The 18938-nt window shown below is 60.2% G+C and carries 15 protein-coding genes; 5 read left to right on the top strand and 10 right to left on the bottom strand.

The window, feature by feature from the left end:
* Window positions 1-3: 3 nt before the first annotated feature.
* The 6 genes from LIX91_RS13065 to LIX91_RS13040 all read right to left on the bottom strand — a co-directional run bounded on the left by LIX91_RS13065 (window position 4) and on the right by LIX91_RS13040 (window position 8311).
* Window positions 4-1317 carry a cellulase family glycosylhydrolase gene (locus LIX91_RS13065; protein ID WP_226488579.1) on the bottom strand — a complete coding sequence of 438 codons (1314 nt, stop codon included), beginning with the start codon at window positions 1315-1317 and terminating at the stop codon, window positions 4-6.
* 1 nt (window position 1318) lies between these two features.
* On the bottom strand, window positions 1319-2497 hold the full coding sequence (locus tag LIX91_RS13060; RefSeq protein WP_003417684.1) for a glycosyltransferase: 1179 nt from the start codon (window positions 2495-2497) through the stop codon (window positions 1319-1321).
* The gene (locus LIX91_RS13055; protein ID WP_226488578.1) at window positions 2497-4488 is read right to left on the bottom strand and encodes a GumC family protein; all 1992 of its coding nucleotides are present in this window, start codon (window positions 4486-4488) and stop codon (window positions 2497-2499) included. The genes LIX91_RS13060 and LIX91_RS13055 overlap by 1 nt, the downstream gene beginning before the upstream one ends.
* Before the next feature lie 17 nt (window positions 4489-4505).
* Window positions 4506-5285: a polysaccharide biosynthesis/export family protein gene (locus tag LIX91_RS13050; protein WP_003370469.1), complete on the bottom strand. Its 780-nt coding sequence runs from the start codon at window positions 5283-5285 to the stop codon at window positions 4506-4508.
* Between the two features lie 132 nt (window positions 5286-5417).
* Entirely contained in the window at window positions 5418-6875 is a 1458-nt protein-coding gene (locus LIX91_RS13045) for a mannose-1-phosphate guanylyltransferase/mannose-6-phosphate isomerase (RefSeq protein ID WP_103695735.1), read from the bottom strand.
* Entirely contained in the window at window positions 6875-8311 is a 1437-nt protein-coding gene (locus tag LIX91_RS13040; protein ID WP_003417681.1) for an undecaprenyl-phosphate glucose phosphotransferase, read from the bottom strand. Before LIX91_RS13040 ends, LIX91_RS13045 begins: the two co-directional genes overlap by 1 nt.
* Window positions 8312-8834: 523 nt before the next feature.
* Here LIX91_RS13040 and yegS point away from each other — a divergent pair.
* On the top strand, window positions 8835-9752 hold the full coding sequence (yegS, locus tag LIX91_RS13035) for a lipid kinase YegS (RefSeq protein ID WP_003417680.1): 918 nt from the start codon (window positions 8835-8837) through the stop codon (window positions 9750-9752).
* Here yegS and LIX91_RS13030 read toward each other — a convergent pair.
* A complete protein-coding gene (locus LIX91_RS13030; RefSeq protein WP_003417679.1) occupies window positions 9736-10398 on the bottom strand; it encodes a response regulator in 663 nt (220 codons plus the stop codon). The genes yegS and LIX91_RS13030 overlap by 17 nt on opposite strands.
* 166 nt (window positions 10399-10564) lie before the next feature.
* On the bottom strand, window positions 10565-10996 hold the full coding sequence (locus LIX91_RS13025; RefSeq protein ID WP_003412175.1) for a hypothetical protein: 432 nt from the start codon (window positions 10994-10996) through the stop codon (window positions 10565-10567).
* Between the two features lie 450 nt (window positions 10997-11446).
* Here LIX91_RS13025 and LIX91_RS13020 point away from each other — a divergent pair, with 450 nt between their 5' ends.
* Window positions 11447-12373 carry a chemotaxis protein CheV gene (locus tag LIX91_RS13020; RefSeq protein ID WP_003315817.1) on the top strand — a complete coding sequence of 309 codons (927 nt, stop codon included), beginning with the start codon at window positions 11447-11449 and terminating at the stop codon, window positions 12371-12373.
* Between the two features lie 102 nt (window positions 12374-12475).
* The gene (locus tag LIX91_RS13015) at window positions 12476-13285 is read left to right on the top strand and encodes an MOSC domain-containing protein (protein WP_003412173.1); all 810 of its coding nucleotides are present in this window, start codon (window positions 12476-12478) and stop codon (window positions 13283-13285) included.
* Window positions 13286-13342: 57 nt separating this feature from the next.
* On the opposite strand, the gene LIX91_RS13010 is transcribed toward LIX91_RS13015, so the two are convergent.
* Complete coding sequence (locus LIX91_RS13010) at window positions 13343-15271, bottom strand: transglycosylase SLT domain-containing protein (protein ID WP_003417678.1); 1929 nt, start codon at window positions 15269-15271, stop codon at window positions 13343-13345.
* 204 nt (window positions 15272-15475) lie between these two features.
* On the opposite strand from LIX91_RS13010, the gene LIX91_RS13005 reads away from it, so the two are divergent.
* Window positions 15476-17386 carry an ATP-binding cassette domain-containing protein gene (locus tag LIX91_RS13005; protein ID WP_003417677.1) on the top strand — a complete coding sequence of 637 codons (1911 nt, stop codon included), beginning with the start codon at window positions 15476-15478 and terminating at the stop codon, window positions 17384-17386.
* 68 nt (window positions 17387-17454) lie between these two features.
* On the opposite strand, the gene LIX91_RS13000 is transcribed toward LIX91_RS13005, so the two are convergent.
* A complete protein-coding gene (locus LIX91_RS13000) occupies window positions 17455-17895 on the bottom strand; it encodes a universal stress protein (RefSeq protein WP_226488577.1) in 441 nt (146 codons plus the stop codon).
* 130 nt (window positions 17896-18025) lie between these two features.
* Here LIX91_RS13000 and LIX91_RS12995 point away from each other — a divergent pair, with 130 nt between their 5' ends.
* Window positions 18026-18463, top strand: a complete 438-nt coding sequence (locus tag LIX91_RS12995; RefSeq protein WP_032703029.1) for a hypothetical protein — start codon at window positions 18026-18028, stop codon at window positions 18461-18463.
* Window positions 18464-18938 lie beyond the last annotated feature (475 nt).

The following is an 18938-nucleotide window of genomic DNA, read 5'->3' as shown; positions in this document are numbered from 1 at the left end:
GGCTCAGGGCTTCCATTCCAGAATTTGCAGAGTCGGCTTCAGCAGCAGGGTGACGCCCTGGCTGCCGGACAGCGGGGTGCGGCTACCGGTCAATGGGTCGTGAACCACCGCATCGGTGATAGCCGGAAAAGTCAGCGACGTGCCCGCGGCACTCCAGAACATCAGCAGATGCGTGCCGTCTGCACGCGTCCACGGAACGGCATACAGGTCGTCTGGCACACTGCTCACGGCGGGTGGCTCGGCGGGTAGCAGGCGCGGGCCGGTGATTTTCAAGAAGTTCTGCAGCGCGGTGTAGGCCGGTTTGGGACTGGCTTGCAGGTCAAGCAGCCCGTAACCCTGATCGCGGGCCGAGGCGCGCTCGTCCAGATCGCTGAGGTTGAACAGGAAGATGCGCTGGAAATCCATGGCGCTCATCAGCGCCAGACGTCGCAGGGTGTAGTCAGCCTGGCCGGAGGTGCCAATCAGGTGCTGCATTTCCACCGGGCCTGCATAGCTCGACCAGCCCCATTCAGTGGCCCACACCTGCTTGACGCCATTGCTGTGCAACAACTGGTTCATGGCATTGGCGCGCACCAGAAAATCGCGATCCGGTGTGGAATCGCCTTCCGGGTACTCGGAGTAGGGGTGATAGGCCGCGACGATATTCTGCTGGCCCAGGCCGTTATCGAGCAGGGTCTGCAGCATGTAGCCGGAGGTGCTGTGCATCTGACTGTAGTAAGCCATGCCCGCAGTGACGATCGTCTTGTCCGGCAGGGCGGCGCGTATTGCGTTGGCAGTGGTGGTCAGCAAACGGCCATAGCCAGCCGGATCTTCTTTGGGCAGCCAGACGATGTTCGGCTCGTTCCAGACCTGCCAGTTATTGACCTGCGGATAGCGCTGGGCCAGGGCGGTCATGCGTGCGGCGAACACGTTGAAATCCGTCGGGGGATATTGATCGCGGCTCTTTGCATCGGCCGGCGCGCTGCTGGCGAAAGGCGCTGACCCGACCAGGTACGCCAGGGTGTTGTAATTATGCGCCTTGATCGCGACCATGGCGGCGTCCAGCTCGGTCAGGGCGTAACGATCCTTTTGCGGCTCGATCACTGGCCAGTGAATGGTCAGTCGCACCCAGTTCAGGCCCAGTTCGTCCAGACGGCTCATCTGCTGTTGATAGATGTCCGGGGCAAAATACTGAAACTGTACGTTGACGCCCAGAAAGTCCGCCCAGACCACTTCGCGGGGAGCCTTGAGGACCGTTGCCGCCTGCGCGGTGCAGCTCAGCGCTGCGCCGAGCAGTACGCCGGTGACAAGTTGCCCGAATCTGGGTGGACGCTGCATGTCACTTCTCCTGGCAAGCCTGACGAAATACATCGTGAAAATGTTCTGCGGTATGGCTCCAGACCCGGGCCTTGCCCATCAGCGCGGCATTCTCGGCCCATTGTCTGACCAGCTCTGGTGTAGCGCAGGCGCGGGCCAGTGCTTGCGCCAGCTCGTCGACGTCGCCTTGCGGGTAGATCATGCCGTTGCCGTGCGAGACTTCTTCAGCAAACGAGCGTGCATCCGAGGTGATCACGCCTCGGCCACAGGCCACCGCCCACGACAGCGCGCCGCTGGTGCCGCGCAGCTTGCCGAGAATCTTCAGTTTGCTCGATTCGCGATAGGGCAGAACCATGACGTGGTGGGCCTGTATCACCTGCGGAATCTGTTCGGCAGGCAGGTCCAGCTGCCAGTCGATCAGATCGACAAGGCCCAGTTGGCGGATGCGCAGTCGCAGTTGTTCCAGATAACTGCCGGACGGGCCAAAGGCCATTTCCGGCTCGCTGCCACCGGCCAGGGTCAGGCGCACGGTCGAGCGCAGCGCAGGCTGGGCAGTGAATACGCTGGACAGCGCATCGAGCAGGTCCTCGATACCCTTGCCGCGATAAATGAAACCGAAATACAGCAGGCGCAGCGGATTCAATGGCGGCAACGGCGCGGGGGCGATGTCGAGGTTGCCGTGATTGATGACCGCCATCTGCGCGGCTGTCAGACCCATGCGCTGGCGCAGGCTCTGACTGCCCGCCTGGGTCAGGGTCACCAGGCGGGTCATGTGTCGCGCCAGTTGCCGTTCTTCGCGCAGGCACAGCGGATCGGCCAGTACCGTGGCGATTTCCGGCAGCGGCGAGCGCATGCCGCTGACCATCGACAGCGGCCAGGGCAGTTTTTCGCGCCGCCAGACCAGCCGCTCGGGATCGTGCACGGTCGCGGTCAACGGCAGCTTGGGGAAACGCCGACGCAGTGCGCGCAGGGCTTGAAACTCCGCCAGTCGCCCGCCGCCCAGTTCGGCGTGGACCAGATCAATGCCGCTCCAGTCGGTTTCGGCCACTCGCTGCTCTGCAGCGCGCGGATCGTTGCCGACGCCCTGCAGCGGTGTACTGACCTGCAGACCCAGGCCTTCAAGCGCATGCCGCAGATGTCCTGCGTAATCGGCGATGCCGTTCTGCTCGGGTGGCAGCGGCGCAAGCAGAGCTATCCGCATCAGCCTCGGCTCCCGATCCGCTTGAGGAAATTCAGGACCTTTTCAGGCACTTCGAAACGCCGACGATTGATGATGATGCCGTCGACTTTCTTGAACGCGGTGTTGAGGTTGTTCAGCGTGTCTTCCAGCATCGGTACGGTGGTGTCCTGGGCGCGAACCACCAGCACGATCAGGTCAGCCTTGCGCAGCAGCACGAAGGCGTCCTGATTCGCTGAAAGCGCCGAGGCATTGATCAGCACAATTTCGCCCGGAATGGCCGGACCGCGGCCCTCGGTGCGTACCCGATGGCCCTGTTCGGCCAGCAATGCGCTCAGCCGCGCGATCACGAACGACACGCCGGCGCCGTATTTGACCGAGGTGAAACCGATGGTCAAGCCGCGCTCGTCTACCTGGTCCAGCGGCAGAATGCCGTAGACCCGATGCAGATTGGAGGTGAATGCCGCACTGCGTTCCTGAGCACGTTCCAGATCGGGGAGACTGGTCCAGACCGGAACACCAAAACTGCTCTCGATCTTGTCGCCGTCATGAATGCGCTGGTCCAGCAGGTAGAAGAAGTACAGCGCCACGGCACCGACCACAATACTCAGTGGGAATGCCAGAAACAGCATCAGCAGGCTTTTCGGGAATACCCGGCTGGGGTTGAAGGTCGCGTCCTCGACGGTCGCGATATTGCTGATCTGGCTGTTGTCGAGCTCACGGTCGATACGCGATTTTTCCAGGCTGTCCTTGTACAGCGCGTAGCTTTTCTCTGCCGCATCGAGCTCGTTTTGCAGGCGCGACAGTTCCGGTTCCAGATTCAATGCCTGTTGGCGGTCGCTTTCCAGCTGCGCGATCTGCGCATTTTGCTGAAGAAGCTGGGTTTGCAGGCGTGCGTAGCTGGTCTGCTGATCGGCGTAGACGTTCTGCATGCGGTTGTAGATAGGGTTGGGCGTGATGCTTTCGGAACGCTGTACGGTGGCGTCCTGTTCCTTGAGCAGCTTTTTGAGGTTATTGATTTCTTCGTTGATGGCCCGAATCGGCGGCGCCTCTTCCTTGAACGAGCGAAGCATTTCCTGGCGTTCCACTTCCTTGCCGTTGATGCGGTTCTGCAAGTCCTGGCGATTGGGGTTGAGGGCCAGTTCGCGGCCTGCCGAGACGGTCTTGGGCTGCGCTGCCAGTTGTTTTTTCAGCAGGTCCAGACCTGCCTTGGTCGAGGCAATCGAGCGGGTGGTGTTGTTGCGCTCGGTGCGCAGATCGTTTAGCCCCTGCGAGGTGTCGGCCAGACGCTGGGAAATACTGACCGCGCTCAACTGGTTCAGGTAGTTCTGGATCTGCTTCTTGTACTCGATGATGTTCGCGCCAGTGGCCTTCACTTCCCCTTCGTAGAACGCATACAAGCTGACCCGGCCCAGCGTTTTGGTGCGCTGCGTCTGATACTCGGTGATCCAGGTCTTGAGCACGGTCTGCGCGATTTCCGGGTCGTTCCAGGTAAATCTCAGTTCCATCACCGACGAGCCGGGCTCATGGCTGACCTTGAAGTTTTTCTCCAGATCCTCGGCCAGACGTTCGGCCTGGGAGCGATGTTCTACCAGCCCGATGAATTGCAGAACGTTGCGCACGCCGTTGACCAGCGCTCCGACGACAGTCTTGATGCCGTTCTTCACCGAGGCCAGAACGCCGGTTTCAGGCGGCACCATGGACAACTCGGCGAGGTATTTCTCGGACACGGCACGCATGATCGGCCGCCCACTCAGCATGCGCTCCTCGTCAAGCAGCGGATCGCGCAGGCCGCTCGGTATCACGATGGCCTGACGATCCGACAACTCGATCGGCACCGTGCTGCTGTCGCGCCCCGGCTTGACCAGCAGCAGGGCGGTGGACTCATAGCGGTTGGGGAGCAGAAACGCGCCCAGAAGAATGATGACGAACGTCGCCAGCACGGTAATCCTGACTTCGCGCTGGAAGATGAACAGCAGGCGCAGCAAGTCGCGGAATGAGCGGATGTTGATCATGTCTGTTTCCCTGACAATTAATTGTTGTTGCGCAGCTCGTAATTCATGCCCAGGCCGATCGACTTCGCGAAGGGGATCAACTGGTTGAAATACAGGGACACGCCGTCAACCTTGTTGCCGACCGATGATTTGGGAACGAACACGATATCGCCGCGTTTCAACAGGACCGGTGCGCTAGGGCCACCGGCGCCGCCGGCCCAGAGAAACTTGCTGTAATCGAAGAAGTAAGTCTTGTAGAGGCCGTTTTCTTCCTGACGCAGCAGCGCGACCTGACCGGCATCGGCGTCGAGCGCCACGCCGCCCGCGCCGACAATCGCCTGGTCAAGGTTGGTGGCGACGTTGACCGGCAAAGTGACCGAGTTGCGCACCGCGCCGCCGACGAACACCGTGTTGCCCGGTGACTGGGAAATGTTGATGGTCAGCGCGGTCTCGCGGTAGACGTTCTGCAGCTTGCTTTCCAGCAGGTCGTTCAGTTGCTGGAGGGTCAGGCCTGCGGCCTTGACGGTGCCGATATAAGGATAGGAAAAGGTGCCGTCGTTGAGCACCTGAAACAGGGTCAGTTCATAGATGGAGTTGGCGGTAAACGCCGAAATCGACGGCGCCTCTCCGCTGTTGCGCACGATGCGCAGCGTATCGCCTGGGCGGATTCGCTCCGGCGGCAGTGGCTTGCCTGCCAGCGCGCGGCCCGCAGCCTGGCCGGCCTCTATTTGCGCACGGTCATCGGGCAGGCCCACCCTGGAAGGGGTATTGCACGCACTCAACAGCAATAAGCTGGCAATCAGCATCATGCTTTTCATTGGTCCTGAACTCCTGTCATGCACAAATACGGCTCCCTTGCGGGTAATAAATTCATGTTGGCGGGTCATGCCTGTTCCGGGTGCTGTCAATTGCGTGCCGTGTGGATCAAGCGGCGCGTGTTGCTGCGCCGATCAGCTATTAACGGCCTTGTCGGGTACACGTCCATAAATGTCGGTAAAACGCACAATGTCGTCTTCGCCCAGGTACTCGCCGCTCTGCACTTCGATCATCACCAGATCGATGACGCCAGGGTTGACCAGACGATGCGTGTGGCCCGGCTTGATGAAGGTCGACTCGTTGGTATCGAGCATGAACTCACGCTCGCCATTGGTGACACGGGCCATGCCGCTGACCACGATCCAGTGTTCGCTGCGGTGATGGTGCATCTGCAGCGACAGGGACGCCTGCGGACGAACCACGATGCGCTTGATCTTGAAACGCTTGCCCTCTTCGAGAACGGTGTAGGTACCCCATGGGCGTGTGACTGTGCGGTGCAGGCGGTAGGCATCATGGCCCTGGCGCTTGAGCTCCTGAGCGATGATCTTGACGTCCTGACTGCGGCGACCGTCGGCGATCAGCAAGGCGTCGGGGGTGTCGATGATGATCAGATTGTCCAGGCCGATAGCGCCCACCAGACGCTTGGGTGAGTCGATGTAGCAGTTGCTGACGTCGTGCAGCACGGTTTCGCCATTGCAGTAGTTGCCTTGAGCATCGCCGGGAGACAGTTCACGCACCGCCTGCCACGAGCCGATATCACTCCAGCCAAGCTGGCAGGGCACGACGGCGACTTTTTCGGAGCGTTCCATCAGCGCGTAGTCGATGGAAATGTCCGGTGTCAGGGCAAACGACTCACTGTCCAGCTCGACTTGCAGCTCACGGTTGCCTTCCTTGCGCGGGCTCGATTCCAGGCAGGCGCTGACCGCGCTCAGGACGTCCGGCGCATGCGTGCGCAGCTCGCGCAGCACGGCATCGGCGCGCATGCAGAACATGCCGGCATTCCAGAAATGCTCACCGCTGTCCAGATAGCCCTGTGCAGTGATCGCGTCGGGTTTTTCGACAAAACGGGCGACCTGACAGGCGTCGGCATTGAGTGCCGGGCCTTTCTCGATGTAGCCGAAACCGGTTTCCGGTGCGGTCGGCAGAATGCCGAACGTCACCAGCCAGCCCTCTGCAGCCAGCCTCTGTGCGGCGCTCACCGCTCTGGAGAATTCCGCCACGTCGGTGATCAGGTGATCGGCAGGCAACACCAGCAGTTGCGCCTCGTCGCCATACAGCTGGCTGACATGCAGGGCTGCAGCGGCGACGGCAGCTGCCGTATTGCGGCCGAAGGGTTCGAGGATGAAATCCAGGCGTGCATTGCCTTTGTTCAACTGGCGGTAGTCGTCCACCGTACGGAAGTAAACTTCCCTGTTGGTCACCGTCAGCAGACGCTCGACGCCGGGCAGACCGACCGCACGCAGAAAGGTCTTCTGCAGCAGGCTCTGGCCATCGGGCAGGCGCATGAACGGCTTGGGCATGGCTTCACGCGAAACCGGCCACAGGCGAGTGCCGGAGCCGCCGGCAATAATGCAGGGAATGAGAGTGCTCATCAGTAAGCCTCACGGGTGAATAGCACTGCAGGCACAGTGCGCATAAGGATGTAGAGGTCGAACCAGACGGACCAGTTTTCTATGTACTCAAGGTCGAACTCGACGCGTTTTTCGATTTTTTCAACAGTGTCGGTTTCGCCCCGATAGCCGTTGATCTGCGCCAGTCCGGTAATGCCTGGTTTGACGCGATGCCGCGAGGTGTATTCCTTCACCGCCTGCTCGAACAGAATCCCGGCAGCCTTGGTCGCCGTGGCATGCGGGCGCGGCCCGACCATCGACATGCTGCCCGCCACCACGTTGAACAGCTGGGGCAGTTCATCCAGGCTGGTCTTGCGAATGAAGCGTCCGACCCGGGTGATTCTGGCGTCGCCGCGGGTGGTTTGCCGCTCGGCGGTCGCATCGGCCTGGTGCTGATGCATGGAGCGGAACTTGAACACTTCGATCAGGCGATTGTTGTAACCGTAACGCTTCTGACGGAAAAACACCGGGCCTGGGGAATCGAGCTTGATCGCCAGCGCGACCAGCAGCATCAAGGGTGACAGCGCCAGCAATGCCAGCGATGACAGCACGATGTCTTCAGCACGTTTGATGAACGGTGACCAGCCACTGAGCGGCAGATCCGAGGCATTGAACATCGGCAGTCGGGCGACTTCGGTGATGCGGTTGTGGGTGTGCCGGAAGGCAATCATGTCCGGCACCAGCAGCACGTTGACCGGTAGCCTGCGCAGTTCGCGGATGATGTAGTCCATGCGGTTTTCTGCCGTCCACGGCAGGGCGACCAGCACTTGAGTGACTTTCTCTTCGCGGATCAGTCGTTCCAGATCGTTGGTGTTGCCCAGCAACGGCAGGTTGGCCACGGTCTTGGGCATGCGGCCGATACGGTCGTCGATAAAACCGGTCACGCCCGAACGAATGTCCTGATGTTCAAGCAGGTATTCGGCCAGGCGCTGGCCATTCTCCGTGGCGCCCAGAATCACCGCGTGCTGCAGGAAGACGCCCTTGCGCATCTGATGCTTGAACAGCGTCAGCAGCAGCAGGCGAATGATGCCGAACAGCGCAAGGCTGGTCAGGTACCAGATCAGCAGTTCTTCGGGTGGCAGGTAGCCGAACAGGCCCATTGCCTGCTGCATGAACAGCAGCAGTCCGAACGCGGCGGTCCAGGCCAGCGCCATCGCGCCCATGCGCAGATCGTTGCTGAACAGTGCTTCGGAATAGACGCCCATGGCCTGAAATACCAGCACCCCGACAAAACCGAAAAACAGCAGCATGGTCAGGTAACTCTGCTGTGTTTCCGCGCCGCCATCCTTGATCAGCAGCATGATCACCAGGCCCGGCAGTATGCAGGCGATGCCGTGAGCCAGGCGGATGCCGAAAAGAAAGTATTCGACCAGGCTGGTGCGGGTCAGCGAAAGACTGTCGACGGGCTGCAACCTCATAGAAATCCCTTACTCCCTGTATGCGCCTGAATTCTGCTGATTCAGGACGTCTTTCTATTGTCTGCCTGCAACACCCGAAAGGTGTTTCTACGTGGACTGAGTCCAAGCGTAGCCAGTTACGCATCGTGCTGATGAGGGATCCAGATCGTCTTTTGTGAATATCACTTTATATATGTCGTCCCTGACCGGATTTTATTTAAGCCTTTTCAATCATTTGTGAAGGAAATTTCCCTCAGTTGAGGGTAATGCTGTCAGTAAAGCTCATGAAACGAATAGCGACAGTACAAAAGTGCTTCATTCATGACGCAGGCGTTGATCCGGACCGCCCGTTAAGTGGCTCTCGCCAGTGCCTGCGGGGCAAAACGAGCGGTTGCCAGGGTGAAAAAAATTTCCGCATCGGATGGGCTTTTTCCGACCGTCCGGGGTCACAGTCATGCGTCGTGCGAAATGTAAGCGGGCGCCGATAACAGAAAAGAGCGTCGCTCGCAGGTTTCAATTCGTAGGGTTCGGCAGAGGAGGTGTCATGACACAACGCAGGGCAATGCTCATTCTTCACGGTAAACAGGCGCTCAATGAAGACGTGCGTGACGCAGTGGCAGACAAGCGCAAGCAGGGCTGGGAACTGGACGTGCGACTCACCTGGGAGGCGGGCGATGCCCAGCGCCTGGTCAGCGAAGCCCTGGCGGCCGGGCATCGGCACATTGTCGCAGGTGGTGGCGACGGCACCTTGCGCGATATCGCCGAAGCCCTGGCACTGGCCGAAACCAAGGCCAGCCTGACTATTCTGCCGTTGGGGACTGCGAACGATTTCGCCCGTGCGGCCGGCGTGCCTCTCGAGGTCTCCAAAGCCCTGCAACTGATGGACGTGGCGCCACGTGCGGTCGATCTGGGTGAGGTCGGCGGCAAGCTGTTCCTCAATATGGCGACCGGCGGGTTTGGCAGCCAGGTCACGGCGAACACGTCCGAGGACCTGAAGAAGGTGCTGGGTGGTGCTGCCTATCTGTTTACCGGCCTGACCCGGTTCAGCGAGCTGCATGCGGCGCATGGCGAGCTCAACGGGCCGGACTTTCATTGGCGCGGTGACCTGCTTGCACTGGGTATCGGCAATGGTCGGCAGGCGGGCGGTGGACACGAGCTGTGCCCGACCGCGATGGCCGATGATGGTCTTCTCGACATCAGCATCCTGCCAGCGCCTCAGGAAGTGGTCGGCACGCTGAGGAGCCTTCTGGAGGGCGGGCTGGGTATCGACAATATGTTCATTCGCGCGCGTTTGCCTTGGGTAGAGCTCAAGTCCGCCCAAGGCCTGGATATCAATCTGGACGGTGAGCCGCTGTCGGGCGAGGACCTGCGTTTCGAGGCCCGGCCGGGCGCGCTTCAGGTGCACCTGCCAGCGGACTCGCCGTTACTGGGCGGCGCACCGCAGCTCAGTCGTCCAGACTGATAATCCGTTCGCGAACGCAAAACAGCACCAACCCGGCCACGTCGAATATCTGCAGGCGTTTCATGACCTGGGCGCGGTGAGTCTCGATGGTCTTGACACTCAGCCCCAGGCCATCGGCGATCTCGCGTGTGGACTTGCCGCGCACGATCAGGCGCAGGATTTCAAGTTGCCGAGCGGTCAGTCGAAAGCGCTCTTTCGCCGCATGGGCCCGGTCCGAGGGTGTACCGCGCAGTGCGCACTCGATGACCATCTGAGCAATGGCCGGGCTCAGATAGCGCTCGTTGCCACGTAGCGCCTCCAATGCCTGTTCGAGTTCCGCAGCCGTCGTGTCCTTGAGCAGATAACCCTGCGCGCCGATGTCGAGCGCACGCATGATCATGTCCGGATCATTCTGCGCCGACAGGATCAACACCTTGCAGTGCGGTTGCACCTTCAGCAGGTGCTTGAGTGCATCCAGGCCGTCGATGCTTTTCATGCAGATGTCGAGCAGGATGATGTCGGGCTTGAGGCGCTGCGCGAGACTCGCCAGTTGCGAGCCGTCAGCCGTTTCGCCCAGGATGGTGTATCCAGGCATGTCTGCAACCAGCGCTCGCACGCCGGCTCTGATAAGGGAGTGGTCGTCGACCAATAACAGATTGCAGGTCATTGTGATTTCTTGTGCAAATGAGACCGCTCAAACGTGTGTGCAGCCTCGGGTCATACTTGAATAGGATGTTAGCTGCAATAAAGACAATGAACGGAAAATGCTGACGTGACAACGCTGCCTCAATGACATCGCGATGTGACTCTCAACGGCCGGATGTGATCGAGTGTTATTGGCGGGTTGCATCTTTCGGCGAAGCCGATTGCGCGGAGACGCTGGCCAGTTTTTCCAGCAGTTCAAGCTGTTCGTGGTCGTCCATCGTCAGCTCGCCGGTATGCGGATCGAGAAGCTCGACTTGCCAGTACATCAGTGTCAGGCAGTTCTTGACGGCGAGCAGGGCTTCCTGAGAAAGCTCGTTGGCCTGGCCGCCGGTTTTCAACAGCTGGCACAGCTGACGGGAAAAATCGGCAATGCACGGCACTGGAACGGCTTCTGCCTCTTGCGCGAGCTTGCGCAGGGTGGTCAACAGGCAGCCGGTAGCGTCCTCATCGTTGGGGATCAGCTCCAGATGCGAAAGACATTCTTCCGACTTGTGCAGAAGTGCCTGAGACAGGCTCAGGAACTGGTCGTGCTTGTGCTGCCAATCGTTGTGGCTCAGCATCCTTTGTCTCCACTGATCATGGATAGCGAACTTCCGCCCGCGGCGAATGGCTGACAGTTAATGTCGATTTCAAACAAAAGTATGTAGGGCGTTTCTGAATGTTGCCAGCGCCACTCGATTGCAAGGATTGGGACGCGGACACAAATCAAACGCCATTCATGTAGTGAGAATGCCGTCACAATAGTGGCAATTAGATGTCGATCATATCAGGTTATCCCTGATTGACTTTTTGCGGATATTGGATCTGATTTTGGTCGCAGAGAGGCACCGAGGCATTTTCGGTGCTGGTTTGGAGCTGCATTTGCATGTCTTGAAAGCGACATCAGTAAAGCATGATGGTAAAATGACATCAATGCTTGAGAGTGGCCGTTCATCGCCATTAAGGTCCGGCTGATTTCAGCCGATACAGGCTCAACAGAATCAATGTGACCATCGCTTCAGGAGCTAATAATGGCAGGCATTCTCGACACAGTAGATCAGCGCACACAACTGGTGGGCGAGAATCGCCTGGAAATCCTCATGTTTCGCCTTGCCGGTCGGCAGTTGTTTGCGATCAACGTGTTCAAGGTCCAGGAAGTATTGCAGCTACCCAAGCTGACCCTCATGCCGCAACGCCACTCGTTTGTGTGCGGCGTGGTCAACCTGCGCGGCCAGACCCTTCCGGTGATCGACCTCTCCCAGGCCATCGGCATGCGTCCGCTGGTCCCGGGCCCAGGCAGCACGATCATCGTCACCGAATACAACCGATCGGTTCAGGCCTTTCTGGTTGGCGGTGTCGACCGCATCGTCAACATGAACTGGGACGCCATCATGCCGCCGCCGGTCAGCGCCGGTCGTCAGCATTACCTGACCGCGATCAGCAAGGTCGATGATCAACTCGTAGAGATCATCGACGTTGAAAAAGTACTCGCCGAGATCGTCCCTTACAACGCCAAGGTGTCCCGCGAAAAGCTCGAAGACCCGGTGCTGGAAAACGCCCGTGGCCGCGAAGTGTTGCTGGTCGACGACTCCAAGGTTGCGCTGGCGCAGTTGCGCGACACGCTGTCTCAGTTGGGCCTCAAGCTGCACGTCGCCAGCGATGGTCTCAAGGCGCTGAACATGCTCAAGGCCTGGGCGGATGCAGGCGAGAACGTGCATGAGAAGCTGCTTATGGTGTTCACCGATGCGGAAATGCCGGAAATGGACGGCTACCGCCTGACCACCGAGATTCGTAACGATGCACGCCTGCGCGGTCTGTACATCGTCCTGCATACCTCGTTGTCCGGCAGCTTCAACGAATCGATGGTCAAGAAGGTCGGCTGTGACAACTTCCTTTCCAAGTTCCAGCCCGACAAGCTGGTCGAGGTCGTGCGCGAACGTCTTTTGATGATTGTCTGACGCCGCGCGCGATTCTTCATCGCGAGTGCCGCCGGCTCCGGCATCGGATAAGCTTTGCTGTCTGCAGCAAAGCTTATCCAGCCCTCAAAGGAATCGGCGCCCATGTTACGTCTCAGCTCGCTCTATCGTTTCCCGCTCAAATCCTGCAAGGCCGAGTCGATGCAGCGCGCATCGTTCGATGCGTTGGGGTTGGCGGGTGATCGACGCTGGATGCTGGTCGACGCCAGCAATGGCCGGTTCTTCACTCAGCGTGCGCTGCCGCACATGTCCCAACTGTCGGTATTGTGGAACGCCAGTGGCGGCGTGACGCTTTCGGCACCTGGCTTCGAACCCCTGGACGTAGCGGTTCCGCTGAATATCGACCTGAATCTGCGTGGCGTCACCGTCTGGCGTGACTCGCTGCAAGTGCCGGATGCGGGCGATGAGGCCGCCGAATGGGTCAGCCGGTTTATCGGCAAGCCCACGCGTATGGTCTATCTGCCGGCAGAGCGTGCACGCTGGATCCCTGGCGGCTATCAGACGGTCAACGACCGGGTGAGCTTTGCCGATGGTTTTCCATTGCTGCTGATCGGCCAGGGATCGCTCGATGACCTGTCAGCGCGCATGGGCAGGCCGATGGAAATGCTGCGCTTCAGACCCAATCTGGTGATCGAAGGGGCCGAGGCCTTTGCCGAGGATGGCTGGAAACGCATCCGCATCGGCGACATCGAGTTCCAGCTGCTCACGCCTTGCGCACGCTGCATCCTGACCACTGTCGACCCGGCAACCGGTGAGCGCAGTGCAGATCGCGAACCGTTCGCCACGCTCAAGACTTATCGGGAAGTGGAAGGCAACGTGCTGTTCGGTCAGAACGTGGCCAACGAGGGGTTGGGCGAGCTTGAAGTGGGCATGTCCGTCGAAGTGCTGGAGTAGGGGCGGGGACTGCCGTTGTCCGGCAGGAGTGCTGAGCGCAGCACTCCTGCCGACCGGTCACTGGTCGTCGAAGAACCGCTCGTGCCAGTCGACCAGAGGCTGAGGCGAGTTGAGCTTCTGGCCGTAGATCACCGAGTACGACAATACGTTTTGCACGTACTGACGGGTTTCATCGAACGGAATGCTCTCTACCCAGACATCGAAGGCCAGATGGTTGGCACCTTTAAGCCATTGGCGCACACGGCCCGGGCCGGCGTTGTAGGCCGCTGAGGCGAGCACCCGATTACCGTTGAACTGCGCATGCACCGAGCTCAGGTAGGCGGCACCCAGCTGGATATTGGTGTCCGGGTCCAGCACCTGCTGAGGCGAGGCCAGCGGGATGCTGTACTTGCGCGCGGTCTCCTTGGCAGTGGCAGGCATCAGTTGCATCAGCCCGCTGGCACCGACGCCCGAGCGAGCATCGTCCATGAAGGCGCTTTCCTGACGCGTGATGGCGAACACCCAGCTCGAATGCAGGCCACGCACCTTGGCTTCGCGTACCAGCGTGTCGCGGTGCGCCATCGGGAAGCGAATATCCAGATCGTCCCAGTATTGCGCCTGGCTGATGGTACGGATTGCCGGGAAATACCATTGCATGTCGTAGGCCAGCTTGGCCTGGGCAACCATCTCGTCACGATTGAACAGGCGGCTCACGTGATACCACTCGCGTCGACCGTTGACGATCTCGCCGCGATCGTGAAACTCCAGTGCGCGACGCACGCCCGGCGTGTTGCGTACCTTGTTGATCAGCGCCTGGCTCAGCACCAGGGGCTTGTTGTTGAGCTGGTACGGGCTCTGGGTGCGGTCGGCAGCCAGAAAGCCGTAGAAGTCACGCTCCTTGGCGACATCCTTGTACAGTGCGGCAATCAGCGGGCTGTTGGGTTGCGCCAGTTCCAGAGAGCGGGCTTCCCAGTAACGCCAGCGATTGGTCGCTGCCAGATCCTTGGGCAGTCGACGCGCGAGCTCATAGGCATCTTCCCAGCGACCCAGACGCAGCAGCAGGCGCAGGCGCCACTCGGTCACGGTGTCGTCACGCAATTCGGGGTCGTATTTGGTCATGACCTCCAGCGCGCGGTCGTCATAACGACGTGCCAGGGTCAGGCCGATTTCCTTGGCAATCTCGACCTGCTCTTCGCGGGAGAAATGCATGGTCGCGGCATAGCCATCGAGCATCGACAGGGCTTTCTGCGGGTCCTGCTTGGCGAGCCGGCGCAGGCCGAGACCGACCACGTCGGACATCGCTTCGTCTACCGGGGCAAATTGCGCCGGGTTGTTGACCATCTCCGGTTTCTGCGCGACAGCCAGCAGCAGGCGTCCTTGCGGTGCCAGCGAGTTGAGGCTGTCCACCAGCGTGCTGGCCAGGCTGTAATTGCGCGTCTGCGCCGCCAGCTTGGCGCGCTGCCAGCGCTTCTGTTCGGTCAACTGGCCGGCCGCCGCCCATTGGGCAAAGAAACCGTCACAGGCCGCGGGTAATGTCTTGCCGGTCATCCAGAGCTTTTCGGCACTGGCGAAACCTTCGGCGCGCTTGTTGCTGTTCAACTGATACTGCCCGTACAGGCAGTCCAGTTCGACGAACTTCATCTTCGGGTCGTAATACTTGACGAAGGTTTGCCAGTCGCCACGCTCGGCCAGCCAGCGCAACCAGCGCAGCTTCATCCAATTGGCTTGCGGCAGGTCGCCGTGCTCGGCAAGAAACTTCTCGATTTCGGGATTGCTTGCCGTTTTCAGGCGCGCCGTCAGTTCGTCGTATTCGAGGTAAGGCTCCAGCGGATAGTCGGCCAGGGCCGTGGCGTACATCTGGTAGGGGCCGGAATCGCCCTTGGCCAGTGCGCGCTTTGCTTCGTCGTAATACTTGCGTTGTTGGTTGAGGTCTACCGCATGAGCAGTCTGGACGGCGGTGGCGGAGAGGAGCAGGCACGATAAAAAGCTGAACAAACGACTGCGCATGAGACTTCCGAGCAGATGAGTCGGTGAAAAGTATTGCTAGCTTAGCCTTTTGCCAGCTCTTGGTGAAAGCATTGCCGACGAGCTTGTCTCATATGGAAATAATTGGCGGTCATAAAGTCTTGTCGAGGCGCGGGGCGGTGCCACGAATGCCGACATCTGCCTGCTATCTCAGGTAGAATGCGCGCCCGGTTTTTGGAGAAGCTCATGACCCTGCTCAAATTCAGCGATGTGTCCCTTGCTTTCGGCGCCATGCCGTTATTGGACAAGGTGTCCTGGCAGATCGCCCGTGGCGAGCGGGTGTGCATCATCGGCCGTAACGGCACAGGCAAATCCAGCATGTTGAAGCTGGTAAGAGGCGTTCAGAAGCCTGATGAAGGAGCCGTCTGGCGCGCGCCAGGGCTCAAGATCGGCGAATTGCCCCAGGAATTGCCGGTAGCCGACGGACGGACGGTGTTCGACGTGGTTGCCGAAGGTCTGGATGGCGTCGGTGCCTTGCTGGCCGAGTACCACCACTTGGCGCAGAACTGCGTCACCGAGGAAGACCTGAACAAGCTGATGCATGTTCAGCAGGACCTTGAAGCCCGTGATGGGTGGCGCCTGCAGCAGTTGGTCGACAGCACGCTCAGCCGCTTGCAGCTGCCTGCCGACAAGACCCTGGCCGAATTGTCCGGTGGCTGGCGTCGCCGTGTTCTGCTGGCCCAGGCGCTGGTGTCCGAGCCGGACCTGCTGTTGCTCGACGAGCCGACCAACCACCTGGATATCGGCGCCATCGCCTGGCTTGAAGAAGCCCTCAAGGATTTCCAGGGTGCAGTGCTGTTTATCACGCACGACCGGGCATTCCTGCAAAACCTTGCGACCCGCATCCTTGAGCTGGACCGCGGCGGCCTGATCGACTGGGATGGCGACTACGCCAGTTTCCTGGTCCACAAGGAAGCCGCGCTGGCTGCCGAAGAGACCGCCAACGCACTGTTCGATAAGCGTCTGGCTCAGGAAGAAGTCTGGATCCGCCAGGGCATCAAGGCGCGTCGTACCCGTAACGAAGGTCGCGTGCGTGCGCTCAAGGAGCTGCGTGTAGAGCGCAGCGAGCGCCGTGAGCGTACCGGCAAGGCCAACATTCAGCTCGACACTGCCGAGAAATCCGGCAAGCAGGTCATGGTGCTCGATAACGTCAGCTTCGCCCACCCGGGCGGGCCGACCCTGATCAAGGATTTCTCCATGGTCCTGCAGCGCGAGGACCGTATCGGTCTGCTCGGCGCCAACGGTACCGGCAAGACCACGCTGCTCAAGCTGATGCTCGACAACCTGCAGCCGACCGGCGGCAAGGTTGAAGTCGGCACTCGTCTGGATGTGGCCTATTTCGATCAGTTGCGTCACCAGCTCGATCTGGAAAAGACCGTAATCGACAACGTTGCCGAGGGACGTGATTTCATCGACATCGACGGCCAGAGCCGTCATGTGTTGAGCTATCTCGGCGACTTCCTGTTCAGCCCGCAGCGTGCCCGCACGCCGGTCAAGGCGCTGTCCGGTGGCGAGCGTGCCCGTCTGTTGCTGGCCAAGCTGTTCAGCAAGCCAGCCAACCTGCTGGTGCTCGACGAACCGACCAACGACCTGGACGTCGAAACTCTGGAGCTGCTCGAAGAGGTTCTGCTGACCTTCAAGGGCACCGTGCTGATGGTCAGTCACGACCGGGCATTCCTCGACAACGTCGTCACCAGCACCCTGGTGTTCGAAGGCGAGGGCAAGGTTCGCGAATACGTGGGGGGTTATCAGGACTGGCTGCGTCAGGGCGGTTCGCCGCGTCTGCTGGGCGTCGCCGACACCAAGTCGGGCAAGGCCGAGCTGGCCAGCGCTGTGGTGCAGGCCGCACCGGTCGCCGCTCAGGACATGCCGGTGGCTAAGAAGAAGCTCAGCTACAAGCTTCAGCGCGAACTGGAGGCGTTGCCTGCGCAGATCGATGAAGTCGAAGGCAAGATGGCCGCGCTGAACGCGGAAATGGCCGAGCCGGGCTTCTACCAGCGCTCGGCGGAGCAGACTGCAGCCGTGCTGGCGCAGCTGGAAAACCTGCAGGCCGAGCTGGACAAGCTGCTGGAGCGTTGGGCCGAACTGGACGAGTGATAGTCCGGCGCGTTCCTGACATGCAGAAAAGCCCGGGTTGACCGGGCTTTTCGCTGTAGCGGGTCAGCTTACTCGGGTTTCTTGAGGCTCACCGCCAGCACATCGCACGGTGCGCCGTGCAGAACGTCGTTGGCTGTCGAGCCGAGCAGCAGGGCCAGGCCGTGACGGCCATGGCTGCCGACAACGATCAGATCGCACGCTTCGCTCTTGGCCAGCTTGTGGATTTCCTGGCGTGGCTGGCCGAACACCATGTGGCTTTTGCTGTTCTCCAGTTCCGGATACTTGTCCTCCAGCTTTGCTAGCTTCTGCCTGGCCTGATCGATCTGTTGCTGTTGCAACTGTGAAAGGTCCATCGGCACGTCGCCGCCGAACGCCATGGCGATCGGTTCGACGATGTGCACGACCGACAGTTTTGCCCCGCTGGCCTTGGCCAGCCCGCTGGCGCGACGTATGACCGGGTCACACTCATCGGTGAGGTCGATGGCAACCAGAATGTGTTTGTATGGCATGAGGGTGTCCTCCGGGAGAATTGCAATGATGGGAGTATGGCTCTTTCGTTCGCATCTGGGCAGACCCATGTGCAAGTCATTGTTTTCTAGAATGTTGTAAAGAGCCTGAAATCGGCTGGGGGCAAGAAATATGACGGTCTGGATAGTCCTGTCAATCATTGGTGTGATGTTGAGTCCACTGGTGTGGTTACGTCCCTCGCGCCAGCAGAGCGGCAGGATGGCGTTGCGCATGCAGGCGCGGCGCCTGGGCATGGGCATGCAACTGACCCCGCAGGAATGGCCGCACTGGCTGAGCAAGGAGCCGCCCAGCCCTTGCGCGCAGTACCATCGCCCGCGTCTGGGCTCGCATGCAGATGCCTGGATGTACTGGCAAAGCGAGCCGGGCGTGTGGCGCAACCGCTGGCGCGAGCCTTGTGAAGACGCGAAGCTGCTGCCTCATCTGGAAACGCTGCCCGTGGATGCCTACAAGGTCGAGGCTGACGGGCAGCTGATTGCGGTGTACTGGGCGGAGCGGGGCGAGGCAGAAGTGTTACAGCGTATTGATGCGCTGCTCAAGGCGCTGGCCTGACCCTGAATCGCAGGCATTAAAAAGCCCGATAACAACATCGGGCCGGGGTTGGCCAGGCAGGCCGATAATTCGTCGCGTGCCGACAGGCTTTCGCCGCCATGTCGGCTTTCGCTGTTGCGCACCCGCAAATCAGCTGCATTGCGAGCCTCTTGTGGCGCAGTGCTGCGACTCTAGACCTTTTGCTCCTTTTTGTCGCGATTTCTGCAAATATTTTTTGCGCGTGCCCTCGTGCGGTGCGTTCCTGGCTGATTGTTCGCGGCGCCTATCGAATGTCACGTGTCGCGGCTATCGTCATGCAGAAGCACGCCAGGCCTTGCGTGGCGGCGTATTACGGCGTGCGCGATGCAGTAGCTGCAGGCCATTCGAATGGCCACTATCATTACTGCGAATGATGGAGGATCGCAGGTCTTCGTGGGCATTATGAAGCCTGCGCGTGCTCCTGTTAAAACGTGGATTTTCAGGCGTTTTGTCGAAT

Origin of the sequence: Pseudomonas sp. B20 (assembly GCF_020515755.1) — a bacterium.
GTDB classification, from domain to species: Bacteria; Pseudomonadota; Gammaproteobacteria; order Pseudomonadales; family Pseudomonadaceae; genus Aquipseudomonas; species Aquipseudomonas syringae.
This window is presented reverse-complemented; position numbering and strand designations above follow the sequence as displayed.